At 60.2% G+C, this 22265-nt stretch carries 18 protein-coding genes and 1 tRNA gene; 10 read left to right on the plus strand and 9 right to left on the minus strand.

Annotated elements, in window-relative coordinates; translation table 11 throughout:
- The first annotated feature begins 2 nt into the window (after positions 1-2).
- Positions 3-79: transfer RNA gene (locus JJ889_RS05640), tRNA-Ile, on the plus strand.
- Between the two features lie 113 nt (positions 80-192).
- Here JJ889_RS05640 and JJ889_RS05645 read toward each other — a convergent pair.
- From JJ889_RS05645 to JJ889_RS05655, 3 genes are all read right to left on the minus strand, one after another.
- Complete coding sequence (locus tag JJ889_RS05645) at positions 193-822, minus strand: hypothetical protein (protein ID WP_291892443.1); 630 nt, start codon at positions 820-822, stop codon at positions 193-195.
- Positions 823-1164: 342 nt separating this feature from the next.
- Entirely contained in the window at positions 1165-1569 is a 405-nt protein-coding gene (locus JJ889_RS05650) for a twin-arginine translocation signal domain-containing protein (RefSeq protein WP_291892444.1), read from the minus strand.
- A 22-nt stretch (positions 1570-1591) separates the two neighbouring features.
- Positions 1592-3046 (minus strand): radical SAM protein, encoded by a 1455-nt coding sequence (locus JJ889_RS05655; RefSeq protein ID WP_291892446.1) that lies wholly within the window; start codon positions 3044-3046, stop codon positions 1592-1594.
- A 901-nt stretch (positions 3047-3947) separates the two neighbouring features.
- Between JJ889_RS05655 and JJ889_RS05660 the strand changes: the two genes are divergently transcribed.
- Positions 3948-4658 (plus strand): SapC family protein, encoded by a 711-nt coding sequence (locus tag JJ889_RS05660; protein WP_291892448.1) that lies wholly within the window; start codon positions 3948-3950, stop codon positions 4656-4658.
- 242 nt (positions 4659-4900) lie between these two features.
- Positions 4901-6310, plus strand: coding sequence for an ATP-binding protein (locus JJ889_RS05665; protein ID WP_291892449.1), 1410 nt, complete (start codon positions 4901-4903; stop codon positions 6308-6310).
- A gap of 79 nt (positions 6311-6389) precedes the next feature.
- Here JJ889_RS05665 and JJ889_RS05670 read toward each other — a convergent pair whose 3' ends face one another.
- Positions 6390-7376 (minus strand): helix-turn-helix domain-containing protein, encoded by a 987-nt coding sequence (locus JJ889_RS05670; protein WP_291892451.1) that lies wholly within the window; start codon positions 7374-7376, stop codon positions 6390-6392.
- Positions 7377-7671: 295 nt separating this feature from the next.
- Between JJ889_RS05670 and JJ889_RS05675 the strand changes: the two genes are divergently transcribed.
- The 6 genes from JJ889_RS05675 to JJ889_RS05700 all read left to right on the plus strand — a co-directional run bounded on the left by JJ889_RS05675 (position 7672) and on the right by JJ889_RS05700 (position 13833).
- Positions 7672-8703 carry a S41 family peptidase gene (locus JJ889_RS05675; RefSeq protein WP_291892453.1) on the plus strand — a complete coding sequence of 344 codons (1032 nt, stop codon included), beginning with the start codon at positions 7672-7674 and terminating at the stop codon, positions 8701-8703.
- A gap of 253 nt (positions 8704-8956) precedes the next feature.
- The gene (locus JJ889_RS05680; protein ID WP_291892454.1) at positions 8957-9823 is read left to right on the plus strand and encodes a DUF1295 domain-containing protein; all 867 of its coding nucleotides are present in this window, start codon (positions 8957-8959) and stop codon (positions 9821-9823) included.
- Positions 9824-10168: 345 nt separating this feature from the next.
- On the plus strand, positions 10169-10351 hold the full coding sequence (locus JJ889_RS05685) for a hypothetical protein (RefSeq protein ID WP_291892456.1): 183 nt from the start codon (positions 10169-10171) through the stop codon (positions 10349-10351).
- Positions 10352-10423: 72 nt separating this feature from the next.
- Positions 10424-11572, plus strand: coding sequence for a hypothetical protein (locus JJ889_RS05690; protein WP_291892457.1), 1149 nt, complete (start codon positions 10424-10426; stop codon positions 11570-11572).
- Between the two features lie 88 nt (positions 11573-11660).
- Positions 11661-11966: an STAS domain-containing protein gene (locus JJ889_RS05695; RefSeq protein ID WP_291892459.1), complete on the plus strand. Its 306-nt coding sequence runs from the start codon at positions 11661-11663 to the stop codon at positions 11964-11966.
- 67 nt (positions 11967-12033) lie between these two features.
- Positions 12034-13833, plus strand: a complete 1800-nt coding sequence (locus JJ889_RS05700; RefSeq protein WP_291892461.1) for an ATP-binding protein — start codon at positions 12034-12036, stop codon at positions 13831-13833.
- On the opposite strand, the gene JJ889_RS05705 is transcribed toward JJ889_RS05700, so the two are convergent.
- Complete coding sequence (locus JJ889_RS05705; RefSeq protein ID WP_291892462.1) at positions 13830-15380, minus strand: acetolactate synthase large subunit; 1551 nt, start codon at positions 15378-15380, stop codon at positions 13830-13832. The two genes, JJ889_RS05700 and JJ889_RS05705, sit on opposite strands and share 4 nt — an antisense overlap.
- Positions 15381-15392: 12 nt before the next feature.
- Positions 15393-16571 carry an alpha-hydroxy acid oxidase gene (locus tag JJ889_RS05710; RefSeq protein ID WP_291892463.1) on the minus strand — a complete coding sequence of 393 codons (1179 nt, stop codon included), beginning with the start codon at positions 16569-16571 and terminating at the stop codon, positions 15393-15395.
- Positions 16572-16769: 198 nt separating this feature from the next.
- Between JJ889_RS05710 and JJ889_RS05715 the strand changes: the two genes are divergently transcribed.
- Positions 16770-17393 carry a hypothetical protein gene (locus JJ889_RS05715; protein WP_291892464.1) on the plus strand — a complete coding sequence of 208 codons (624 nt, stop codon included), beginning with the start codon at positions 16770-16772 and terminating at the stop codon, positions 17391-17393.
- A 35-nt stretch (positions 17394-17428) separates the two neighbouring features.
- Here the strand turns inward: JJ889_RS05715 and JJ889_RS05720 are convergent, their stop codons facing one another.
- Genes JJ889_RS05720 through JJ889_RS05730 form a run of 3 tightly spaced genes read right to left on the minus strand, consistent with a single transcriptional unit; the run spans position 17429 to position 22183 of the window.
- Positions 17429-20542 carry an efflux RND transporter permease subunit gene (locus tag JJ889_RS05720; protein WP_291892465.1) on the minus strand — a complete coding sequence of 1038 codons (3114 nt, stop codon included), beginning with the start codon at positions 20540-20542 and terminating at the stop codon, positions 17429-17431.
- Positions 20543-20552: 10 nt separating this feature from the next.
- Positions 20553-21629 carry an efflux RND transporter periplasmic adaptor subunit gene (locus JJ889_RS05725; RefSeq protein ID WP_291892467.1) on the minus strand — a complete coding sequence of 359 codons (1077 nt, stop codon included), beginning with the start codon at positions 21627-21629 and terminating at the stop codon, positions 20553-20555.
- Positions 21626-22183, minus strand: a complete 558-nt coding sequence (locus JJ889_RS05730; protein WP_291892469.1) for a TetR/AcrR family transcriptional regulator — start codon at positions 22181-22183, stop codon at positions 21626-21628. Before JJ889_RS05730 ends, JJ889_RS05725 begins: the two co-directional genes overlap by 4 nt.
- Between the last annotated feature and the right edge of the window lie 82 nt (positions 22184-22265).

Here is a 22265-nt window from a genome sequence, read left to right on the forward strand (position 1 = left end):
GCGGGCCTGTAGCTCAATTGGTTAGAGCCGGCGGCTCATAACCGCTTGGTTGGGGGTTCGAGTCCCTCCGGGCCCACCATTCTTTTCAAGCTCCGTTTCGAGCGCGGACCGTACGAAATTGATCGTCGGTGTTGACGCTCAGGGCGCCGTGCCGTGGTGTGAACTGGCAAGTTTGGGGCTGTTTCGGTGGTGTCAGGGCACCGGACTCTGTTCACACAAGGTCCCGTACTGGACAGACTTCCAGTAATCGAGCGCCCATACGGCCATCATGACACGATGATAGGCACCAAGTTCCGAGGTGATCTCGCAGCCCTTTGCCTCGCCGGACAGGGGGGCGTTTGGCTCACTGGAGTCGTTGGGCCCCCATGAGCCATCTTCAAGCTGAGCACTCGCGAGATGATCGAGTGCACGCTCTATAAAGGGGTCAACTTGCTGGGGCCGGGCCATGAGAAGAGCGAGGACTATTTCGCTTACGAGATCCCAGTCTTCCACCGCAAGTACAAGTTCGAGCTGGCCCAGGGCTCGCTCCAACAGCCCGTCGCTCCACGCGATCTGGGTGCCGCCGGCCCAGGACAAATCCCTGTTGCCAAAATCCGTAAGGTAATAAATCCAGTGTGTTGCATCATACAGGGCTGGACGATTGGCGTGTGTAAACAAGGCTTCCGTGTACGCAAGGTGACGGAAGTGTTTCCAGGAGGGAAGGGAAGAGTGGAGTCCATGTCCTTCCATAGCCCATTTGAGTTCGGCGAAACGCATTGGCGACCGCGCTGTGTAGATCGCTTCCGGGCGGTTCATCCATGCCTCGACGACTGTGTCAGGCAAGATCCGTCTGCTTGTCTCGAAGCCGATCGCGCGCCGCATTATGAGGTGTGCAGGGAGGCAGAGCGGGTGTCCGGTCTCCGGGAAGAGGTGCAGCCCGGTTGAGCTGTAGGCGGAAGACAATGCGTTCCGAATGGCCCGGACAAGTCCCGACACTCCCTCGGAAGCATTATTCGCTATGCAGAAAACGGCCAGATCTGCGAGGCAGGTCTGGTGGTATTCGCAAGGAGAATGCCTGCAGTCGCGTGGCACAAGCATATCGAGTCGGCATTCCAGCCAACGCGACGCCCGGTCTCGGGACAGGGACAGAAGCGTCGAGACCGGGCGTCCATCATCGGGCATGGGTCAGTACCTTCTGCCGCGATTATTGTTTAGCGGACGTTGAATGTCCCGCATCGAGTTTGTAACGCCAGCGCGGTCGAGCACGCCGATCTGCTGGGAACTCAGTGCGGAGGCGTTTACACCGCAGCCCACTATGGCGAGCCACGCATCCGGTGGCGTGTTGGGGTTGAGGCCGAGCCGGGTCAGGATTTCGGCGCGGTCTACAGGGGTGCCGCCCGGCATCATTGCTCTGGCCTGGGGATTGATGGCCAGGCTGTCCGCGCTGTTGTTCTGGATGGCCCGCAGCGCGCTTGGATCGATTTGGCGCTGGGGTTGCCGTATTTGAGCTTCCGCACTGCTCCCGAGCGCCGCGGCCCCCGCGGCGACGGATGCGCCCACCATGAAATCTCGCCTTGATTTTTCAGTCATGATTTTCCTCCTTGGCAGTGAACTATTTTTCTGACGGTGCAGATGCGAGTGCATGAGTGATCTGGCGCTCAGAGTGTTCAGAGAGAGCAGCCCTGAAAGTGCGTTCGAAATCATCGCAATAGGCGTTGTAAATGTCGCCTGTGTTGTACTCCGCGTACTGTGCGCAACCACCTCCGCAAACCAGTGCATAGCGGCATCTCTGGCAGGTTGGCAGGGTTTCAATGCTTCTTGAGAACCAGCGCTCGGTTGCCTTTTCGTCCAGGCTGAGACTCTTGTCCGGCCCATAGGCGCCTATGCGGCTGCAGGCCTTGCCGACTGACTCCCAGCACGCATAGACGTGCCCGTCCGCGGCCATGATGAAATTCCCGGTATTGGCCGAACAAAATGTGCTTTTGAGGCCGAACCGGGCGTTTTCATTGAATACCGGCCCCATGGCGCGTTCAGCATGGATAGCCGGCGCGCTCGTGAAGACATTGTCAAACTCCCGACATCGGTCGTTCAGGGCAGTAACAATATCACCGTGGTCAATCTCGGCATGGACAGTGCCTTCAACGTCCTTGTCGTAGACGGTGTTGGCGTAAATGATCACCTGCGGATGATCGATCCAGCCCCTCAATGCGAAGTCCGAGATGATGGTATCGAAGTGGTGAATGTTTGAAGGGTCGACGTGCACGCGGATCTGGATCTGGGCATCGGTCTGCTCGAGTGCGAGGTCGATATTCGCGACAATCTTGTCAAACGAGCTCTCCTTGCCGATGTAAACCCTGCGCTTGTCATGGATATCCTTGGGGCCATCGATCGAAATCTGGACCTGCTCTATGCCACCAGACCCGATGAGCTCGAGGAACGCTTCCAGGTCGTGTCCATTTGTAATGCAGGCAAAGTGATGCCCTGCGGCCTGACCGCTACGGACGATGTGCGTGACAACATCCAAATTGGCACGATCCAACGGCTCTCCGCCATAGAGCACTATCTGCCCGCCAGGGGGTTGTCCGCGGGTCTTCTTGATTTCTGCAATCGCCGCCAGAGCTGCATCCGCCTGCTCCCGGCTCATCACCACATTCCCCTTGTGGTGGGAAATTTCACCACTCGTGCTCTTGAGCGCGTTTTGCATCGGGCGCTCGAAGCAATAAGTGCAACGGTAATTGCAGTCGAGATTGGGAACGATCATGAAGGCAGGCTTGGAATGCAGGGCGTCGTGGAGTGCGCCGGCTAAGTTCACCACGTTTTCCTGCTCTTCGGCACGGGACATTTCGACCAGATGCCCGCGGTCATACCATTCTTTCTTGAGTGGAAGCGGCAAGGTTCCAATCACTTCCTCAATAGCCGCTTCGTTGCGGGGGTGGAGCGCGTTGGCCAGTGGCGCACCGATACGCTCGGAAATGAAATCCATGGAGCCCGAAAGCCCGTTCATCAGAACATAACCGCCGCTCGGGAGACGGGTTGAAAGGATGGTGTAGGAGCTGAGTCTGAACATGGGCGGCACCGACTGTTGATGTGTCCAAGCATTGAGTCGTCGGAAAAAGTTCGTTTTCAATATTGAAAACAGAAAATATTGTTACTATTTGTCGGGAATTTCAAAATGCGAAATATTAATTGCGAAAGGCATCATATTTGTTTGCAATATGCGATTTGGGGCCTGTCAGAGCGTTGTGCTGATCATTAAGCTGGCGACAGCCTTTTCAGCCAGGTTTGCTTCCCGGCGTCACGCGAAGTGTCGCCTGCCTGTTTTCGATCGGCTTGCGTTTCGCGTCTTCCCGCTCGTTATGGTGGCTGCTCGCCCCTCATGGTCTCACACTGTGAAATACAGCTCGCTAACCCCCTCTGGAGTGGGGCGCACAGCTTCGTGCGGCTGAATAGGTTGCTTCTACTTTTGAGATTCGCGACCAGTGATGTTGCCGGGCAAGTCTATAACCTGATCGCAAGGGCAGGCCTTCTCCTACACGTCCCGGCGGTCGTGGTTCGCGGCCCGCGATCAACCATCTGAAAAAATTGGTTAAACAAGCGTTTCGGTATACGCGCGACTGCATGAGCCAGCTTGCAGAAAGCATAACTCCGAACCTGATGTACTACTCTTGGTCGAAGACACTTTCCGCGAACCCAATTGAACAACATCGGTCAATTCGACAGACGATGACTTTGCCGACACATTGATTTGTCTGGTGTGTATACCTTCATCCAGGCCCACCACATCTGTCAGCGAGTTCACGCAAGCGGAACTGCGGCGGTGTCGCCTGGCGCTGGTCAGTTCGTTGCGGGGGGCTGCTTTTCCGGAGCGGGGCGGTGAGGCGCTATGACCTTATCAACTGCGGCAAGGGCTTTCGCCCGCGCATAATTTGATCACAATCGCGACATGTAGCGTATCGAGAGAGACACACATGGCCCGTTATGAATTCCTGAGCAATGAAACCCACTCCGCTGTCCGGGTGACCGACCGGTTCGGTGATGATTGTGGCAGCAATGTTCACATGGTGCCGGTGTCCGTTGCAGAGCTGGCGCCCCTGGTTGCGAACTACCCGGTTTTCCTGAGCCGGGACGAGGAAACCGGTGCGTTTCTGATGACGGCGGTCCTCGGCTTTTTCGAGGGTGAAAACCTCTTCCTTGATGGCACGAAATGGGATGCGCCCTATCAACCGCTGCAGGCCCAGGTCGGGCCCTTTTCCGTGGTCGAAACCGGTGACGCCGCGAACGGACAGCTCGCAATTCGCATCGACATGGATGATCCGCGAGTGACCGAGGAGGGGGGCGAGGCCCTGTTTCTGGCGGACGGAAACCAGGCCGATTACATGAAGCGTAAGACTGCGGTCATTTCGACGATCATCAAGGATTTGAACGCAACAGATGCCTTTGTTGCGGCCTGTCACGAGAATGATCTCCTCGATCCGATCCAGCTCCAGGTGTCGTTCAAGGACAAGTCCACTGTCCGGTTTGACGGCCTGTTTTCGATTGACCACGAAAAACTCTCGGCCCTCAGCGGTGATGCGCTGGCGAAGTTTCATGCCGCAGGCCATCTGCGAGCGGCCTATTATATGACGGCCTCACTCGGTCAGGTTCAAAACCTGATCCGGCGCAGAAATGCCCGCCTGTAAGCGTTTCTGACCGCCTGCCGGAACGTGTTTGACCTGTCTTCCTCCCGTTACCTGGCGGGGGAGACAGGGCCACTTCGATTGACCCGCGCCCAGTCGAGGCCGCCCACCGCGGCGCGGGCGTAGAGGGATCGATCAACGACGCCGTTTTCATCGACAACAACCATTTATCAATACGAATGCCCAACCCTGGCGCCACGGATCTCTGTTGGATCGCGCGAGCCCGGCTCGAAGGGAGAGGCGTTGTGAGCAAAGCTGAACATTCCGGACAGGACCGAGCGCGGCTCGTGGAGCTCGCTGGCATGGTTTGTGTGTTGGGCGGGGCCGGCCTGATCGTCTCTGCCTCCGTCATGGGTTTCATGGGCGGGCAGGTCGTTGCCTGGCATCTGGGGCTGGCGCTGGCCGGTGGCCTTGTCCTCGTGGCGGGATTTGTCCTGCTGGCCCGGCTTCTCGTCTCGCTGCGAAAGACCTATCGCGCGGCGCGCGTGGCAGAGGGAAATACCGCATCCTTCCTGGCCAGTATGAGCCATGAATTGCGCACGCCGATGACGGGCGTGATCGGGCTGTCCGAACTGCTCATTCGGTCCGAACTCAATCCCAAACAGCAGGAACTGGCGAGCGGATTGAAAGCGGCCGGCGAGTCCATGATCTCGGTGATCAATGACGTGTTGGACATGTCCAAGATCGAAGCCGGCATGCTGGAAGTGGAGAGTATCGACTTTGACCCGCTGGAACTTCTGGAGAGCGTTGAGCGCCTGTTCACGCCGCTGGCGGAGAAGAAAGGGCTCGAACTGTCGGTCGAGTGTCACGAGGGTGCTGATGTGACCTTCCGGGGCGATCCCGCACGCATCTACCAGGTCCTGAACAATCTGATGTCCAATGCCATCAAGTTCACCCGGGATGGGGGTATCCGTCTGACTTGTCGTCTGAACGTCGGCGCCAACGGTCAGATCCTCCAGTTCAGTGTCACCGACACCGGTCTCGGTATGGACGAGAAGACCCTGCTGCGTGTTTTCGAGCCGTACAAGCAGGCGGAAAGCTCGACCGCCCGGGAATATGGCGGAACCGGTCTCGGGCTCAGCATCTCGCGCCGCCTCGCCAATCTGCTCGGTGGCGACCTGCTGGCGACCTCGGAGCCCGGAGTTGGCTCGACCTTCCATCTGTCCATCCCTGCGTCGCACGCCGAGCCGGTGGTCGACAAGCCTGTCGACCGGAACGAGGCGGAGGCTGCCTGCCGGGCGATTGTTCCGGAGGGGCTGCGCATCATGGTCGTCGATGATGTGACCACCAATCGAATGGTCATCAAGGCTATGCTCGAGCGTTATCAGGCGTCTGTCATGCTCTTTGCTGACGCATTTGCACTGGCGGATGCCTATGAAAACGAGCCCTGCGATCTTGTGCTGACAGATATCCAGATGCCCGGAATGGATGGTTTCGAGCTGACCAGCCGCATCCGGGAGTACGAGGACCGGACACAGCAGGCGCCCGTGCCAATCTTTGCCATCACAGCAAATGTGATCGGTCAGGACACTCAGCGCTATTATGACGCCGGCATGAATGGTTTCATCAACAAGCCGCTGGTGCTGGCGGACCTGGAATCGGCACTGGTCAGCGCTGCTCCCATGAAACAATCCGGAGAAGTCGAGCTCTTCTGAGCCGCGTATCACCCTGCTTACGTGTCTCGGGCGCCAAGGCGGTTGGGGCTCTGTGCCGCTGCCAGCCCCGGGGGCGGGGTCAGTCCAGATCTGCGGCGTCTTGCGTGACGTCGCCGGCCTGTTTGCGATCGGCGAGGGGTGTGACGCCAGCGTGTTGTTTGAAAGCCCTGTTGAAGTTGGATTTGGTGTTGAAACCGGAGGCCAGCATGATGTCGAAAACGCTCTCCCCATCGTGCTCCGCTGAAGCCAGCATGCCCATCGCGTTCTGGATCCGCAGCCGGTTTACATAGTCCGAGAAATTGCTGTTGGTGCAGGCATTGATGGCCTGGGAGACAAGCACCGGATTGACCAGCAGCTGTCGGCCGAGCTGTTTGACCGTCAGCCCCGGGCGCAGATAGGCCTGGCTGGATTGCATGTGTTCATCAATCCGCGACATCATCTCTCGCATGGAAATATCGGCATCCGGCGAGTGGGCAGCGGATAGCTCGATTTCTTCGGCGCTGATGCCCTCAAACAAGCGCCGATACTGCAGGCCGTGCAGGATGAACAGGTTCACCATCGCGGCCAGTCCCAGAAAGACGAACAGTTCGGCTGTCTGGCTGGCCTGGTGATTGCCGGCCGCGCCCAGGCCGGAACTGACAGTGTTGACGAGGAGGATGATGCACTGAATGGCCAGCAGACGCCTCAGCCAGGTCAGTTTGAGGTCCTCAAAATCCGTGCGCGTCTGTTCGAGCGTGCGATGAAGGCGGGTGATCAGTCGCCAGGTCATGAAGCTGTAGATCGCGATGCTCGACAGGATGCCGAAGGCAAAGACAAAGATACTGACAGCCACCGTTGAGGAGATGAGGAAGGCCATGACTGGCGCAAGCGCGTGGAGCAGGTCAGGCGCGCTGGCCCGGCTGTCCGCCAGGGACAGGCTGCGTGTGTAGAGATAGATCAGCGGGCCGTAACAAAATCCCAGTGCGATCGCGAGGCTCGACAGGTTCAGGGACGTCCATCCGGCATGAACAAGGTTGATGCCCATGTGCGCGCTCAGAATGACCAGGCACAGGAACCGATTGGCCACGGTGCGCAATCGACCGCTCAGCACCAGATAGCTGACGAACGGGCCGACTGCAGAATGATCACGATTTGAAGGGTACGGAAAACGTCTTCCAAGACCGGGCCCCGACGAGTTGATCGATCAGCGCTCAGGGTCGACCAATCCGCTGCTCCCGGCAAGCTCCGGGTGCGTTATGGAGGAACGCTTCGCAAGGCCCGCGCGCCAAAAGTTCTAAATCGCGATTCAGGTCGACCGTGTGAGCGAGACGGCGCTGGCACAGGGGTGTCGAACAACACTTCCCACCTTCCAGAAGTTATGAATGAAGATCATTAGACAGGGCCGCGCAGCAACTGCACTGGCACTGGCTACTGCAGCCAGCGTGCTTGCTGTGCCCGCGGGTGTAGCGGCCCAGAACGAGGCCGGTTTCCGTCCCGTCGTTGCGCAGATGGAGGCGGTTCTGCAGGCGCATCATTTCAATCGCGATGAGCTGGAGGGGGAGCGATATGACACCACGCTTGCCGCGCTCTATGCCGTTGCGGATGAGGCGCCCGACCAGGAAGCCTTCCTGGCAGGGTTTCAAGAGATCTGGAGCGATGGGCCCTTCTCCCATGTGAATCTGGTCGCCAGCGACAATACGTCAGAGGCGATGAGCGCCTTTTTTGACAGCATGAATGCCGGACCCAACGCGGTGCAGCTGCGGTGGGACGAGGATGTTGCCGTGTTGAGTATCCACACGATGATGGGCCAGGACACGATTACGGCCATCGAGGCTGCAATAGATGAAGTTGCGGCACGTGATGCCGACGCACTGATTATTGATCTGAGGCGTAATGAGGGCGGGGCTTTCGCGATGCGCCCGACGGTCGCCGGAGTGATCGATACGCCTCTGGACGCGGGTTACTTCATCTCGAGACGCTGGACGGATCAGCATGACCGCCTTCCCGGTCGCCAAGAACTGGCAGCGCTGGAGGCCTGGTCAGGATGGTCTATCCGAGCGTTCTGGAACGACATCGTCGACCAGGCTGTCATCCGGGTCCGGTTTGAACCGGCAGAGACGGTTTATCACGGCGAGGTTTTTGTGCTGACCAGCGAAACGACGGCCAGTGCCGCTGAAATGGCGGTCGAGGCGCTTCAGGCGTCTGGACGAGCTCAGGTGGTCGGCGAGCCAACAGCGGGAGAAATGCTCTCCCAGAAACCCTTTGATCTGGATGGAGGATGTCTGTTGTTCCTCCCGATCGCTGACTATTACTCGCTGGCCAGCGGCCGCATCGAGGGCAATCCTGTTCAGCCGGACGTAGCGGTGGAGGCAGGCCAGGCGCTCGCCCGCGCGCTGGAGCTGGCGCGGCACTGATGTGGCGGGGACAGGCCCGGAGCCTGCCCGTACGCGAACAGGATCGACAGCAAAGCGCGGCTAGATGTCTGGACCGCGGATGCTTGCCGCCTGCTCGTATTGCTCGCTGACTTGAACCCAAAACTTTGGCATTGCATGGTCGTCTGCGCCCGGGACATCGAGGTGCGCTCGTTTTGGAGCTTCATGTCCCGGCACGCATGCAATCTGGGCCCTGGATCTGCGGTGGCGCAGACCTAGTACAAGGCAGGTTATGATGAAGTCTATTCGTGCAGCATTCGTGGTTCTGGTCGTGTCAGCGATCGGTCTGGGCGTCGCCTTTCTTGCCGGGCAAGGGGATGAGCGTGTCTTCGGGCACTCGGTGATCCTGGCCTGCGCTCTGGTTGCGTTTGGCGTGAACTGGCTGGTCTTCATCCCCTCGGCAGTGGCGCACACAGAGCGCTACTACGATCTGACGGGGGCGATCACCTATCTCAGCGTGATCGGGGTCGCCGCTGTGCTGGCCCAGCCCTTGGACCTGCGTGCGGCCGTTGCCGCGGGGCTGGTGGCGGTCTGGGCCATCCGGCTCGGCAGTTTCCTCTTTATGCGTATCAGCAAGGACGGGCATGATCGGCGTTTCGACCAGATCAAGACCAATCCCCTGCGTTTTCTCGTCACCTGGACCCTGCAGGGGCTGTGGGTGACGTTGACCGCGGCCTGCGCCTTGATGATCATTTCCAGCGAGACGCGTGTAGACCCGGATCCGTTTTTCTTTGTGGGGCTTGCCCTCTGGGGGCTTGGTTTCGGCATCGAAGTCATTGCCGACACACAGAAGAGCGCATTCCGCAAGGACCCGGAAAATGCCGGTAAATTCATCACCGGTGGCCTGTGGTCCTGGTCGCGCCATCCCAACTATGTGGGTGAGATCGTCCTCTGGCTCGGCATGGCTGTGATAGCCGTTCCGGTCCTCAGCGGTTGGCAATGGGTTGCCCTGATCTCCCCGCTGTTTGTCTATCTCTTGCTCAATCGAGTCAGCGGCGTGCCCCTGCTGGAAAAACGCGCCAGCGAGAAATGGGGCGAAGATCCGGCCTACCAGGCCTATTGCGAGAAGACACCGGTGCTTTTCCCGTTCGGGGCAAAGTAGCCAGCGTCCCTGTTGTCATTGACATCCGGATTTGTGTATTGAGGCGCTTGCCTCTCATTATGTTATAATGTAACAACGCATGCATCGAATGAATTCGGGTTCCAGCGGTATCGTCTTCGCCTGAACCTGTAAGGATGCACGAAGTTCGCCTCCACGATCTTCTGCAAACCGGCCTGCCCGTCGCGGTGCTCAAAGCTACTTGTTCCCTTCAGCTAGAGTGTTTGCGGCGGGCAGGATCGGATCATCCGTTCGTCACTTCCAGCGTGGTCTTCGCACCAATGTGAACCCCTGCGCGTTGACCTGCCCGCCGGACTCGCGATGCTCGCTCGCAGGACGGAGGACTTCATGAAATTTGTGAGTGGTGTAATCCTGGCTGCGGCGAGCAGCGGGGCAGTTTGGGCGCAGTGCGAGAGCGATATTTCGGTTAAAGTCGAGCGTCTGGCGCTGAACGACTGGCAGGTCAGCTATCGATTTGACCGAGATTTTGACCGGTTTGCCTTCATGCGTACAGGGGATGATTACCGTTAGGCGCGCTGGCAGGTCGCCACGTCCGGTGTCACTCTGGAGCGGGTAGAGGATGTCGACTATCTGATCGCGGAAATGCCGGTTGAGACTGTGACAGTCCGCTTTAGCTCGCTTGATCATCCCACGGTGTATGACAATCAGTCATTCCTCAATCTCGGTGGTGACAGCATCGGCATCTACACGGGCCAGTTACAGCTTCGACCGGTGTGTGGCGGGGAAGTCGGGGAGGGGGATCCGGTGCCACCCTACCACCGGTTTGCCTTCATCTCTCATCTCGACGAACCGGTACTTGTCCACGGTCAGCCAAGCTATCCCGATGATCAACATGCATTCAACGAACTGCTCGGCGCCTATGCCATGTACGGGGCGATGCCTGTAGAGGTTGGATCCGGCACGCGCATTGTGGTCTCCGATACGCTGCCCGAGCGCATGCCGTCAGTTATCGTACATGCACTGGAAGGGTCCCTGGAGACGCTGGCTGGCTCGTTCGAGCATCGTCTCGAGACTCCGCCTGTCCTGATGCTGGTCGAGCGTGCGGATGTGGGCAGTGGCATCGCGTTTCGCACCGGGGTGCTGGACAACCAGATCGCCGTGGAGATCGGCGGAGACCAACTGTTCAGCGATGATCCGGACATGATGCGGCGCGTTGACCAGTTTGTCTCGCGTTTGATGGTGCATGAAGCGGTGCATTTGTGGAATGGCGGAGTGGTCACCAATTCAGAAGTGCTGGGATCCTGGATGCATGAAGGCAGCGCGGACCTGTTGAGCTGGCTTTCGTTGTTGGAGCAAGGGCTGATTGACCAGGCCTATCTGGAGGGGCGGATGACGCTGGCCTTCAATCAGTGCGCTTCGGACCTGGAAAACGGCCCCTTGGTCGAGGCGCTCTCGCGTGGTCGTTACGACACCTATTACGGCTGCGGAGCGCTGATGAACCTGGTTGTTGGGCATGCTGTGGATGTTGAGGACATGTCCCGTGGGTTGTTTGGTTTCTGGGCCGAGCTGATCCGGCGCGGGCTGGCCAATGAGGGGCAATCCTATTCTACCCGAGAATATTTCGAGCTGATGGATGAAGCGGGCGTTCCGGCATCCATTCGCGCGTGGATGGACAGAGTTCGGCTGGAGTCATTGGAAAACCCGGCAGAGGTGCTTTCTGGCCCACTGGAAACCGCCGGCTGGCGGGTTGAGAACAGTGAGGACGGTTACCGGCTGACCCTGACGCAGTAGTTCTGGCAGGATTTGCGCCTTGCTCCGCCCTGTCAGGCTTGAAAACATGCCTTGAGGGATTCGTTCCGGACCCGGGAGAGGGTAAAGCATGCAATTTTCTATCACGCCGTCCACGGACGCCTTGGTGATCGCGCTGACGGGGACATTCCGCTTTGATGATCACGAGCTGTTCAAGGGCGTTCTCAAGGCCATCGACAATTTCGACGGCAAGGGAATCACGATCGACCTGGCGGGCACCGCGGCCCTCGATTCAGCAGGAGTGGGCATGCTCCTTCTGGCTCATGAACGCGCCAAGAAACAAAACAAGGTAGTCGCGCTGCGCGGGGCACAAGGCTCCGTCCAACAGGTTCTTGATGTCACCAAGATCGACAAGGTCGTGACTGTGCTGCGCTAGGCCGTACCGCAGGAATTAAAAATTAAGCATGTTCATTTAGGTTGCTTGGCGCAATCGGGAGGATGACGTGTTCTGGACTGGCGTTGACAGATTTGCAGGTGTTGAGACAAGCCAGGCGCCGGAACTGGCGCGGCGAATCCGTATCGCTGCAGCCTTTGCGCTTGTGCTTGCCTGCACGGCCTTCATCAACTCCATTATTCTAACGGTGACAGGGCAAGGGCGCCCTGGCATGGCCGAGCTTGGACTGGCTTCCGGTGTGTTGTCAGTCATCATTGGTTTGTCCGGAATTCGTCTGCGTCGGCCCAATCTGACCATTGGTTTTATCCTCCTGATCACGATGCTGGTTTTTGTCGCGACAGCGTGGGGAAACCGAGGCGGTTTCCCGCCGGCTGCCGCCTACGTACCGGGCATTGTGCTGGGCGCTTATATCGCCTGGGGCTGGCGTGCCGCCGTTGGCGCGATCCTGCCGGTCGGGATATTCTACGGGCTTGTCCTGAAATGGGGTGCGGAATTCCGCGGTACAGAGCTGCAATATGATGCCAGTTTCATGCTGCCGGCACTGGTGATCGCCGCGATCATGGCCAGCGTCTGGATCGTGTTTTTCGGCTCCCTGATCCGCCAATCCTCTACAGAAAGTGCCCGGGCGTTGGAAGAGAAGAACGAAGCGCTTCAGGAGGCGCTGGACCGGGCCGAGGCGGCGAACCGTGCCAAGTCGGAATTCCTCGCCAATATGGGTCACGAGATCCGCACGCCACTCAATGGCGTTCTGGGCATGACGCGTGTCATGCTGCATGAAGGCGCGCCGGACAGCGAGGCCCGCAAACGCCTCGAACTGGTCAATGCGTCAGGCGAGAACCTGCTGGAATTGCTCAATGACGTGCTCGACCTGTCGGAGATCGAAGCAGGTGGGCTGCGGTTCGAGGAGCGCAGCTTCAACCTGTCCGATTTGCTCAAGGCTACCTGCGAGCCGTGGCGGACCCAGGCGGAGGAGAAGGGGCTGAAATTCGTGCTGGATGTCGAGCGGATTGAATACCCCGTTCTAAGGGGCGATGTCGTGCGCCTGCGTCAGGTACTCAATAACCTGTTGTCCAACGCGCTGAAATTCACCCATCGCGGGTCCATTACATTCGCTGTCGACCAGCGCGAGATGGCGGATGGTCATATCGAAACCTGGCTTGATGTCGAGGATACCGGTGTTGGTATTCCCTCAGACAAACAGGCGCGGATTTTCGAGGCGTTCAGCCAGGTCGACACATCCATCAAGCGCCAGTACGGCGGTACCGGGCTGGGCCTGGCGATTTGCGACAAGCTGGTCAATGCGATGGGTGGAAAAATCCATCTGCGCAGCGCCATCGGCCAGGGGACGAGTTTCAAGGTCTCCCTGCAGAACCGCCCCGCCGCAGTGACCGAGCTCGCCGGCACGCCGAGCGAGGAAACTCCGGTTGTTATCCGGGAGGGGTTCCGCCTCTTGCTGGTCGATGATGTGGCGACCAATCAGCTGGTGTTGCGCGCCATGGTCCAGAATGCGGTTGAGGCCGACGACATGGTCATCGAGGTCGCTTCAGGCGGCCGGGAGGCCATCAACATGGCTTCGCTCAATGCGTTCGACATGATCCTGATGGACATCCAGATGCCAGAGATGGACGGGGTCACCGCCATGAAATGCATCCACGAAGTCCCGTCCTGCGCCCATACCCGCATCGTGGCCGTAACCGCGCTGGCGTCCGACGAGCACGAACAGCAGCTGCGGGCAGCCGGTTTCTCTGACTATCTCGCAAAGCCGGTTGGTATTGACGGCCTGTGTCAGGTTTTCCGCCGCATGGTCGAGGACGAGACTGTCAGGCGGACGGCCGCCGCGGCCGGCTAGATTTCCGCCACGATGGTCTGAGGGCCGCCGGCCTTGAGGGCGCGCACCAGGGCTTCATCAAACTCGCCGGCCGTCCGGGCGGTTTGAGCGGGAACGCCAAAGCCTTCGGAGATCTTCACCCAGTCCATTTTCGGATTGTCCAGCGACAGCATTTGCTGGGCCGCGGGTCCCGGTTCGCCGGCGCCGACACGTGCCAACTCGAAATTCAGCACCAGGTAGGAGTGGTTGGCGAAGACGACATTGATGACGTTGAGGTTTTCGCGGGCCTGGGTCCACAGGGCCTGCAATGTGTAGGCGGCGGCACCATCTCCGCAGAGGGCGAAGATCTGCTGATCCGGGCAGGCGAGAGCTGCGCCCACGGCCTGGGGCATGCCGGAGCCCAGTGATCCGCCCGTGAGGCATAGCCAGTCATGGCGTGGGCCGGAGGTCAGCCAGGGAAAGACACCCATGCCCGAGGTGGTGGCATCATCACAGATCACGCTGTCCTCGGGCATGTGGCGCATCAGCGAGATACCGACAAATCCCGGGTTGAGTTCGGCTTCCGGGAAGAGTTTGGGGGCCTGCGCCTTCTTCGGAACAACCGGGCGGGCTGGCGCGCCGAAACGATCCGCGAGTGCTGAGAGCGCTGCGACGGTGTCACCCTCAGGGCCACCGAGCGGAACGACCGGAACGCCTTCCGGCGCAAACTCGCTGCGCTCGCCTGGATAAGCGAAAAAGGCGACAGGGGCCTTGGTGCCGGCGACGATCAACAGGTCGGCGTCTTTGAGTTCCTCCATCGCCTCGGCACCGAGATAACTCAGGCGTTTTGGCGCAATCCGGCCGTGGCCGCGCGCGATGCGGGCTATGAATGTATCCATGAAGAGTTTGGCGCCGGTGGCTTCGGCCAGGCGTCCGGCGGCCTCCAACCCGTCATCCAGACAGGCGTTGGAGCCGAGCAGGATGTGCGGGTTCTCGGCATTCTTGAGCGCCTCCTCGGCCGCATCGATGAGGATCGCGTCCACGGGCTGAAGCCCGGGCATCTCCTGGCTCTCGATGACGTCCGGTTCTGCATCCGACCAGGCGCAATCCGCCGGCAGGACGAGGCTGGCTACTCCGGGCTCGGGGCCATAGGACTGGCGCACGGCCTCCACGGCCAGGGTGGACAGTTCGCCAGGAGAGGTGACCTGCCCGACCCAGCGCGACATGGGGGCGACAACCCCGTCGATATCACTGGTCAGCGGCGCATCATGTTCCAGGTGATACTGGGCATGATCCCCGACGATATTCACCACTGGCGCGTGTGCACGGCGGGCATTGTGCAGATTGGCCAGGCCGTTGGCTGCGCCCGGTCCGAGATGCAGCAGAGTCGCCGCGGGTCTTCCCGACATGCGCGCATAACCGTCTGCGGCACCCGTCGCCACGCCTTCAAACAGACACAGGACAGACTTCATGCCGTCCACACGATCCAGCGCTGCCACCATGTGCATTTCCGAGGTGCCCGGATTGGTGAAACAGGTATCGACGCCCTGGTTGATCAGGGTGCGCACAAGGCTTTCGGCTGCAAACATCGGAGCGCTCCTTTACGGGCGGCGGACAAAGTCTGTTGTGAGATCTGAGAGTTTGGCGACGCCGGTCAAGGCCATGTCGCGTTCCAGGCTGGTCATCAGGAAGTCCAGCGCACGGGTGACGCCGGCTTCACCGGCCGCGCCGAGCCCGTAGAGATAGGGCCGCCCGACCGCCACCGCTGTGGCGCCCAGGGCGATTGCCTTGATCATATCCGTCCCGCGCCGCACGCCGCCATCCAGAATGATGTCCGCACGGCCGCGAACAGCCGCGACGATCTCCGGCAGCGTGTCGATGGTTGCGGGCGAGGTGTCCAGCTGGCGTCCACCGTGATTGGAGATCCAGACCGCATCGGCGCCAGCGTCCAGACAACGGCGTGCATCATCGGCGCGGCATATGCCCTTGATGGCGAACGGTCCGCCCCAGACCTCTTTCATCCATCGGGCGTCCTCCCAGGTGACCGTGCGGTCGAACTGGGAGTTCAGGAATTCGATAATCCCCATGCCGCCGGTGTCCATGTCGGCCCAGTTGGCAGCGGCGATCTCGGGCGAGGTCAGCATGTCCGTCAGATAGCCCGGCCGGGCGAGCACCTGGCTGACCGTCCTGGCATTGATCTTTGGCGGGATGGTGAAAGCGTTGACATGATCGCGTTCGCGATTGCCAGCCACCGGGACATCGACCGTCAGGATAACGCCGGTAAAACCCGCGGCCCGGGCACGCTCGAGGGCCTTTTCCACGATGGCCCGGTCCTTCCAGACATAGACCTGGAACCATTTCGGCCCGTCGGTCAGCTCGGCCACGCGTTCGATCGTGGTCGAGCCGAGGGTGGAGAGGCAGTAGATCAGCCCGGCTTTCCGGGCGGCGCGCGCAACCGCGCTCTCACCGCCCTTGGGATGGAAGAGGCGCTGGGCGGCCGTCGGTGTCACCACGATGGGGGCCGCGCTGTCAGCGCCCATCACCGAGGTGCGCATGTCGATCTCGGAGACATCGACCAGCGTCTTGAAATTCAGCTTGTAGTCGGCATAGCGCCCGGGATTGTCCCGCAGCGTGACCTCGTCATCCGCTCCGCCATCAATATAGTCGAACACCATGCGCGGCAGTCGCTTGCGCGCCAGCTCTCGCAAATCGCTGATATTGTGAGCAGAAGAGAGGGACCCCATGGCGGTGAAGTTCGCCCGTGGAAGGGTGCGGGTCAAGCACTGAGTCCTCGGGCGTTCACAGGCCGATTTGACCACGAAGCGTGTTGCCTCGCTTGGACAGAGGGCTATCGACCATGGGCATTCGTGGTGAAGACATCGTTGTCAGTCGGTTTGAGTTCTGTTCTAACGCTGGCGTTCGGTCGTTGAACTGGCAGGGGAAGCCGGTCGACGACCTGACGGATCCGGGGGGAAATCATGTTTGTAAGTGTGTTTGCGTCAATCATCGCTCTGTGGGCGGGCGGTATCGAGCAGGGCTGGGTTGAATCAGAGCCATCCCGTGTCGGTTGGGAAGAGGGGCGCGATGTTGGTCGATACGCGGGTGACTGGATTGATGTCTGGAGCTATGCCGCCGAAGACCGATGGCGTCTTCGCGAAATCTCGAATGAGCATGTGAACTGGTATCTTTACACATCACCATCCGGGCGAACGAGCGATCGGGTCAGAGGTACTGTGTCACCGACAGGCGCGGGCGATTCCTGTGAAGTGTTCCAATTCTACATGAAACCTCCGCGCCACTGGTACTACTCGGGCGGCGAGGTGCGAGCCACGGTTCACAGGACCGGGATGTTCGATTGTAATCGGGGGGTGGAGGTCTCCTCCTTTCAAGTTATCGCGTTTGACCCGGACCAGCCTGAGGTGGCGTGCCTGGTCGCCGATCTGGACGGCGAATTGCTGGACACACCGCTGCAGCGAGCGCAGCAGATTGCCGAGGAATTTGCGGTCGACTGGAATTGTGCGACCGACGAAACAATCTTTTTCGGCAATGAGCAGCAATCAAGCCTCGACGAGATTCTCGACGCTCGCAGGACGGCCCGGTAGTCCCGGGGAAACATTCGTTCGAGCGGAGGCTGAAACTATTCAGCCTCCACCGCTTCCACCGGTCGCTCCGCCCGGACCCCGAAAAACAGCGCATAGATCGTCGGGACGGCGATCATGGTCAGGATCGTCGCGAAGGCGAGGCCGCCGATAATGGTCACCGCCATGGCCTGGAAGAAGGCGTCGAACAACAGCGGTGTCATGCCCAGGATGGTGGTTGAAGCGGCCAGCAGGACCGGGCGCAAGCGGCTGACTGAGCCGTCGCGCACAGCGTCGACCGGCACCGCGCCCTCGCGGATACGGGCATCGATTTCATCCACGAGCACAATGGCATTCTTGATCAGCATGCCGGACAGCGACAGCAGGCCCAGCAGGGCCGTGAAGCTGAAAGCGACATTGGTCAGCAGCAGGCCGATGACCACGCCGTTCACAGACATGGGCACGATGGACCAGATAATCAGCGGCTGACGCACCTTGGCGAAGAGCATGAAGGAAATGGTCAGCATCACCACCAGGGTGAACGGCAGGGTGCCGCCCAGGGATTCGTTCGCTTGCGCGGAACTCTCGTATTCGCCGCCCCATTCCAGTGAATAGCCAGGCGGGATGTCCATCGCCTCGATGATCGGGCGGAAGCGGGCGAAACCCTCCATGGCCGTCTCATGCGGGTGCGGGTTGGCGCGGACAGAAATGGTGCGGACCCGGTCACGGCGCTGGATGAGGGCGTCCTCGGCCACGAGATCGAAACGCGAGACGACCTGGTTCATCGGCACATAGGTCTGTTGCGAGGAGCTCCAGACCAGACGGTCGAAGAGATCATCCACATCGGCACGCTCATTGAGCGGTGCACGGGCGATGATCGGGATCAGGTCCTCACCTTCACGGAAGACGCCGACCTGGGCGCCATCGGTCGCGAAGACCAGGGCGTTGGCGATGTTTTCGCGGGTGATGCCGGCTGTGCGGGCGCGTTCCTCGATCACCTGGGGCCGGAAGGTCGTCGCGCGATTGCGCCAGTTGGTGCGGATATCGAGAACATCACCCTCGGCATGCAGGCGCGCCATAGCTTCCTCGGAAAGGGCGCGCAAAACATTGGCGTCCGGACCGGAGAAACGGGCTTCCAGCTTGGCGCCGCCGGGCGGTCCAAAGACAATCCGGTCGGCCCTGATGGAGACGTCGGGATAGGTGTCCCGCACGTGCGTAAGGATACGCTCGGCCAGTGGCGGGATGCTGTCCAGGTCGGCCGTTTGCACGATGATCTGGCCATAGGACGCGCTGGGTTGTTCCGCGTTGTAGGTCAGCATGAAACGCGTGGCGCCAGCACCGACAAAACTGTCAAACTGTTCGGTTTCCGGCTGTTCGGCAATGAAGCTGCCGACTTCGCGGATGGTCTGGTCGACGGTCAGGATGTCGGCGCCTTCGGGGTGCTCGATATTGACGAAGAACATCGGCGTATTGGTTTCCGGGAAGAAGGAATTTCGCACCGAGCCAAACCCGACATAACAGGCGAGGGTGACGATCAGCAGACTGCCCAGGACCACCCAGCGTCGCTGCAGCGCCTGGCTGAGCAGGCCGCGATAGAAGGTGTACATGCCCCCGGCATAGACCGAGGCCTCGTCCTGGTCTTCTGCTGCCTTGGCAAGCGCCTGCTGGCGCTGGCTTTCAAACAGATGGAAGCCGACCATGGGCACAACGGTGACGGCGAGTACCCAGCTGAGCAGCAGGGAAATGGCGATGACGGCGAAGAGCGAGAAGAGAAACTCGCCGGTGGAATCCGGGGAGAGGCCAATGCCGGCGAAGGCCATGATGCCGATGACGGTGGCGCCCAGCAGCGGCCATTGCGTCGACTTCACGGCATCTTCGGCCGCTGCGAGGCGAGGTTTGCCCCGTAACACCCCCGTCAGCATGCCCTCGGTCACCACGATGGCGTTATCGACCAGCATGCCCATGGCAATGATCAGCGCGCCCAGGGAGATGCGTTCCATCTCCAGCGACATCATGTTCATGAAGAAAAGCGTGCCGGCGACCGTCAGGAAAAGCACCGTGCCTACGGTCAGGCCCGCGCGCCAGCCCATGAAGATACACAGCACGCCGACCACGATAGCGACCGACATCAACAGATTGACCAGGAAGTCATTGATCGCGTTGTCGACAACGAGGTGCTGCTGATAGATCGGGTGCAGCTCGATACCCAGCGGCAGATCGGCTTCCAGCTCGGCGAGGCGCGCTTCCACCGCATTGCCGACATCCACGATATTGGCGGTGGTCTGGCCGGCGATACCCAGTGTAAAGGCGCGGGTATTGTTGTGGTAGATGATATTGTCAGGACGGTCCTGGCTGGAACGGGTGATCGTCGCGATGTCGGACAGGCGGATCGTCTCCGATGTATTGCCGGGCGTGATCAGGATATTGTTGATCGCATCCACACCGGACAGGGTCTGCGGGATGTCCAGCCGGATATACCGACCGCCCAGCGGCGTTGACCCGGAGACGACTACGGTGTTCTCGCGACCGATAGCCTGCAGCAAGCTCTCATAGGACAGGCCGAGCTGGGCCAGATTGTCCTGGGGGATGTCGATATAGATGCGTTCATCCGGCTCGCCGTCGACCGAGACCTTGGCAACTCCGTCCACCACCAGCATTTCGCGTCGTAGTGTGCGCGCGATTTCCCGGATCATGTCGTCGGAAAAACCCTCAGCCGTAACAGCGTAGAAAATGCCGTAAGTGTCGCCGAAATCATCATAGACACGCGGGTTGGCAGCGCCTGGTGGCAGCATGGGTACGGTGTCGCGGATACGGGCCCGCAGCTTGGTCCACACGTCCGGCAGGTCGGCACTGTCGATCGTATCGTCGATTGTAATCTGGATTTCCGACATGCCGGGCGAGCTCTCCGAGTGGATCTCGGAGACTTCGGCCAATTGCTGGATGGCGATTTCCAGGCGTTCGGTGACTTCCTGTTCGACCTCCTGCGCATTGGCGCCGGGATAGGGCGTGAAGACGATGGCCTGTTTGATCGTGAAGGCCGGATCCTCCAGGCGGCCGACATTGAAAAAGCCGTGCATGCCACCCAGCACACAGAAGAGAATGACGATCCAGGTCAGGACCGGTTTCTCGATGGAGAGGCGGGCCAGGGACATGGCGGACGTGTTCTCGCTCATGATGTCGCTCTTATTGCGTGCGGCCGAAACGGGCCTGGTCATCGATCGGACGGACGGTCATGCCTTCCACCAGCGCATTGACGCCCGCCGTGACGATCTGCTCGCCTTCGGACAGACCCGCCAGGATGGTCACGCTGTCACCGTGCACGCCGTTGGTTTCAACAGCACGACGTTCGACGTGATCCTCGGCAAATACCCAAACGAATGGCGAGCCGTCCGGGGCGTAGCCGATGGCGCGGATGGGCACGAGAATCTCGGCTTCGCCGCCATTGTCACGGTCAAACTCGGCCCACACGGTTGCGGTCATACCCGGCAGGATATTGGCAGGCAGATTGGCCGGCAGCGCCAGGATGGCGTGATACGTCTGGGACGCATTGTCTGGCTCGGCCACCATTTCGCGAAACTCCAGCGGGAAGGTCTGGTCCGGCAGGAAGGGGAAAGCCGCGCGGACAGAGATCACGTCGTCCGCATTCAGCGTGGCGACCATGTCTTCGGAGACGGGGATGTTGAGACGTAGTTCCGAAACATCCTGGATGCGCGCCACCGGCTGCCCGGGAGAAACGACGGTGAAGGTATCGACCAGGCGACGGCTGACAAGCCCGTCAAACGGCGCGGTCAGCGTAGCGTATTCGAGATTGCGGCTCGCGGTTTCCAGCGCCACCGAGCGCAGATCATATTGGGTCTGGGCACTGTCGAGTGCTGCCTGTGAAGCGATGCCGCGCTCGTGCAGTGTCTGCTGACGTTCCAGGTCCGTGCGAGCTTGTTGCAGCTGGACTCGCGCCTCGCGCTCGGCGCGGCGGAAATCCTCCAGGTCCAGCTGGGCGATGAGGTCGCCCGCTGCGATTTGCTGGCCTTCGGCGAGGGGCAGTTCAGCCAGCTGGCCGCCGACCTGGAAGGCGATATCGACCGAGATGCGCGCTTCGACGCGTCCGACGAATTCGAACCGGCTTTGCGGGCTGGTGGTCTCAACCGTCTGCACGAGAACCCGGCGTGCCGGAGCCTCTTCGGTTTCCACAGGTTGGGAGCAGGCCGCCAGCAGGGCAAGCGGCGCGAGCAGGGATATCAGCGTCGTGCGGGGGGAGGTCACGCATACATCTCCGTCATCATCTGGATAAGTCGGGACTGGACGGCTTCACGCTGGGCGTCGTCGACATAGTGAAGTCCGAGCAGGTCGGAAAAGTGCAGGCCGTCCATCGCCAGGAAGGCGATGAGGCCCAGGATCGGGTCGGGGGCGGGCGAGACGGCGTCAGCGACAATCTTCTCGATATAGTCACGGGCGCTGTCGAGGAGTTCTGGTTGTTCTGCCGAGGCGGCCAGGAGGGCAGAGCTGACATTGGTGTCCGGTTTGCGGTGGTGAACCATCGCCGAGATGATCGCCGGCAGGATCGGAGCGGACTTGTCCTCGGCCTCGCTGCGGGCGCCATCAATCTTGACGGTGATGCCCTCCACCATGCGATCGACCATTGCCGCCAGCAGGGCGGTCTTGTTCGGGAAGTGATAGAGCACACCGCCCTTGGAATAGCCGCTTTCCACCACAACAGCGTCGATGGTCAGTCTGGATGAGCCATCACGGCCCACCACCGTTTCGGCGGCGTCGAGAATGGCTTCACGTGTATTCGGCTTGTTTTCGATCGGTGGCATCAGCTTACTCATTGTTGTTGCAATGCACATAAACCGTCCAGACGGTACAGTCAAGACCGTCCAGACGGTACAGTGGCTGGAT

The organism is Maricaulis sp., assembly GCF_017643475.1.
Classification (GTDB): domain Bacteria; phylum Pseudomonadota; class Alphaproteobacteria; order Caulobacterales; family Maricaulaceae; genus Maricaulis.

Bases quoted from the DNA above. Each gene is read 5' to 3' on its own strand.
- JJ889_RS05685 (WP_291892456.1), top strand. From the start codon at position 10,169: ATGAAATTTGTGAGTGGTGTAATCCTGGCTGCGGCGAGCAGCGGGGCA.
- JJ889_RS05655 (WP_291892446.1), bottom strand. From the start codon at position 3,046: ATGTTCAGACTCAGCTCCTACACCATCCTTTCAACCCGTCTCCCGAGC.
- JJ889_RS05730 (WP_291892469.1), bottom strand. From the start codon at position 22,183: ATGCCACCGATCGAAAACAAGCCGAATACACGTGAAGCCATTCTCGAC.
- JJ889_RS05720 (WP_291892465.1), bottom strand. From the start codon at position 20,542: ATGAGCGAGAACACGTCCGCCATGTCCCTGGCCCGCCTCTCCATCGAG.
- JJ889_RS05680 (WP_291892454.1), top strand. From the start codon at position 8,957: ATGAAGTCTATTCGTGCAGCATTCGTGGTTCTGGTCGTGTCAGCGATC.
- JJ889_RS05705 (WP_291892462.1), bottom strand. From the start codon at position 15,380: ATGTTTGCAGCCGAAAGCCTTGTGCGCACCCTGATCAACCAGGGCGTC.
- JJ889_RS05715 (WP_291892464.1), top strand. From the start codon at position 16,770: ATGTTTGTAAGTGTGTTTGCGTCAATCATCGCTCTGTGGGCGGGCGGT.
- JJ889_RS05695 (WP_291892459.1), top strand. From the start codon at position 11,661: ATGCAATTTTCTATCACGCCGTCCACGGACGCCTTGGTGATCGCGCTG.
- JJ889_RS05675 (WP_291892453.1), top strand. From the start codon at position 7,672: ATGAAGATCATTAGACAGGGCCGCGCAGCAACTGCACTGGCACTGGCT.
- JJ889_RS05690 (WP_291892457.1), top strand. From the start codon at position 10,424: ATGCCGGTTGAGACTGTGACAGTCCGCTTTAGCTCGCTTGATCATCCC.
- JJ889_RS05660 (WP_291892448.1), top strand. From the start codon at position 3,948: ATGGCCCGTTATGAATTCCTGAGCAATGAAACCCACTCCGCTGTCCGG.
- JJ889_RS05650 (WP_291892444.1), bottom strand. From the start codon at position 1,569: ATGACTGAAAAATCAAGGCGAGATTTCATGGTGGGCGCATCCGTCGCC.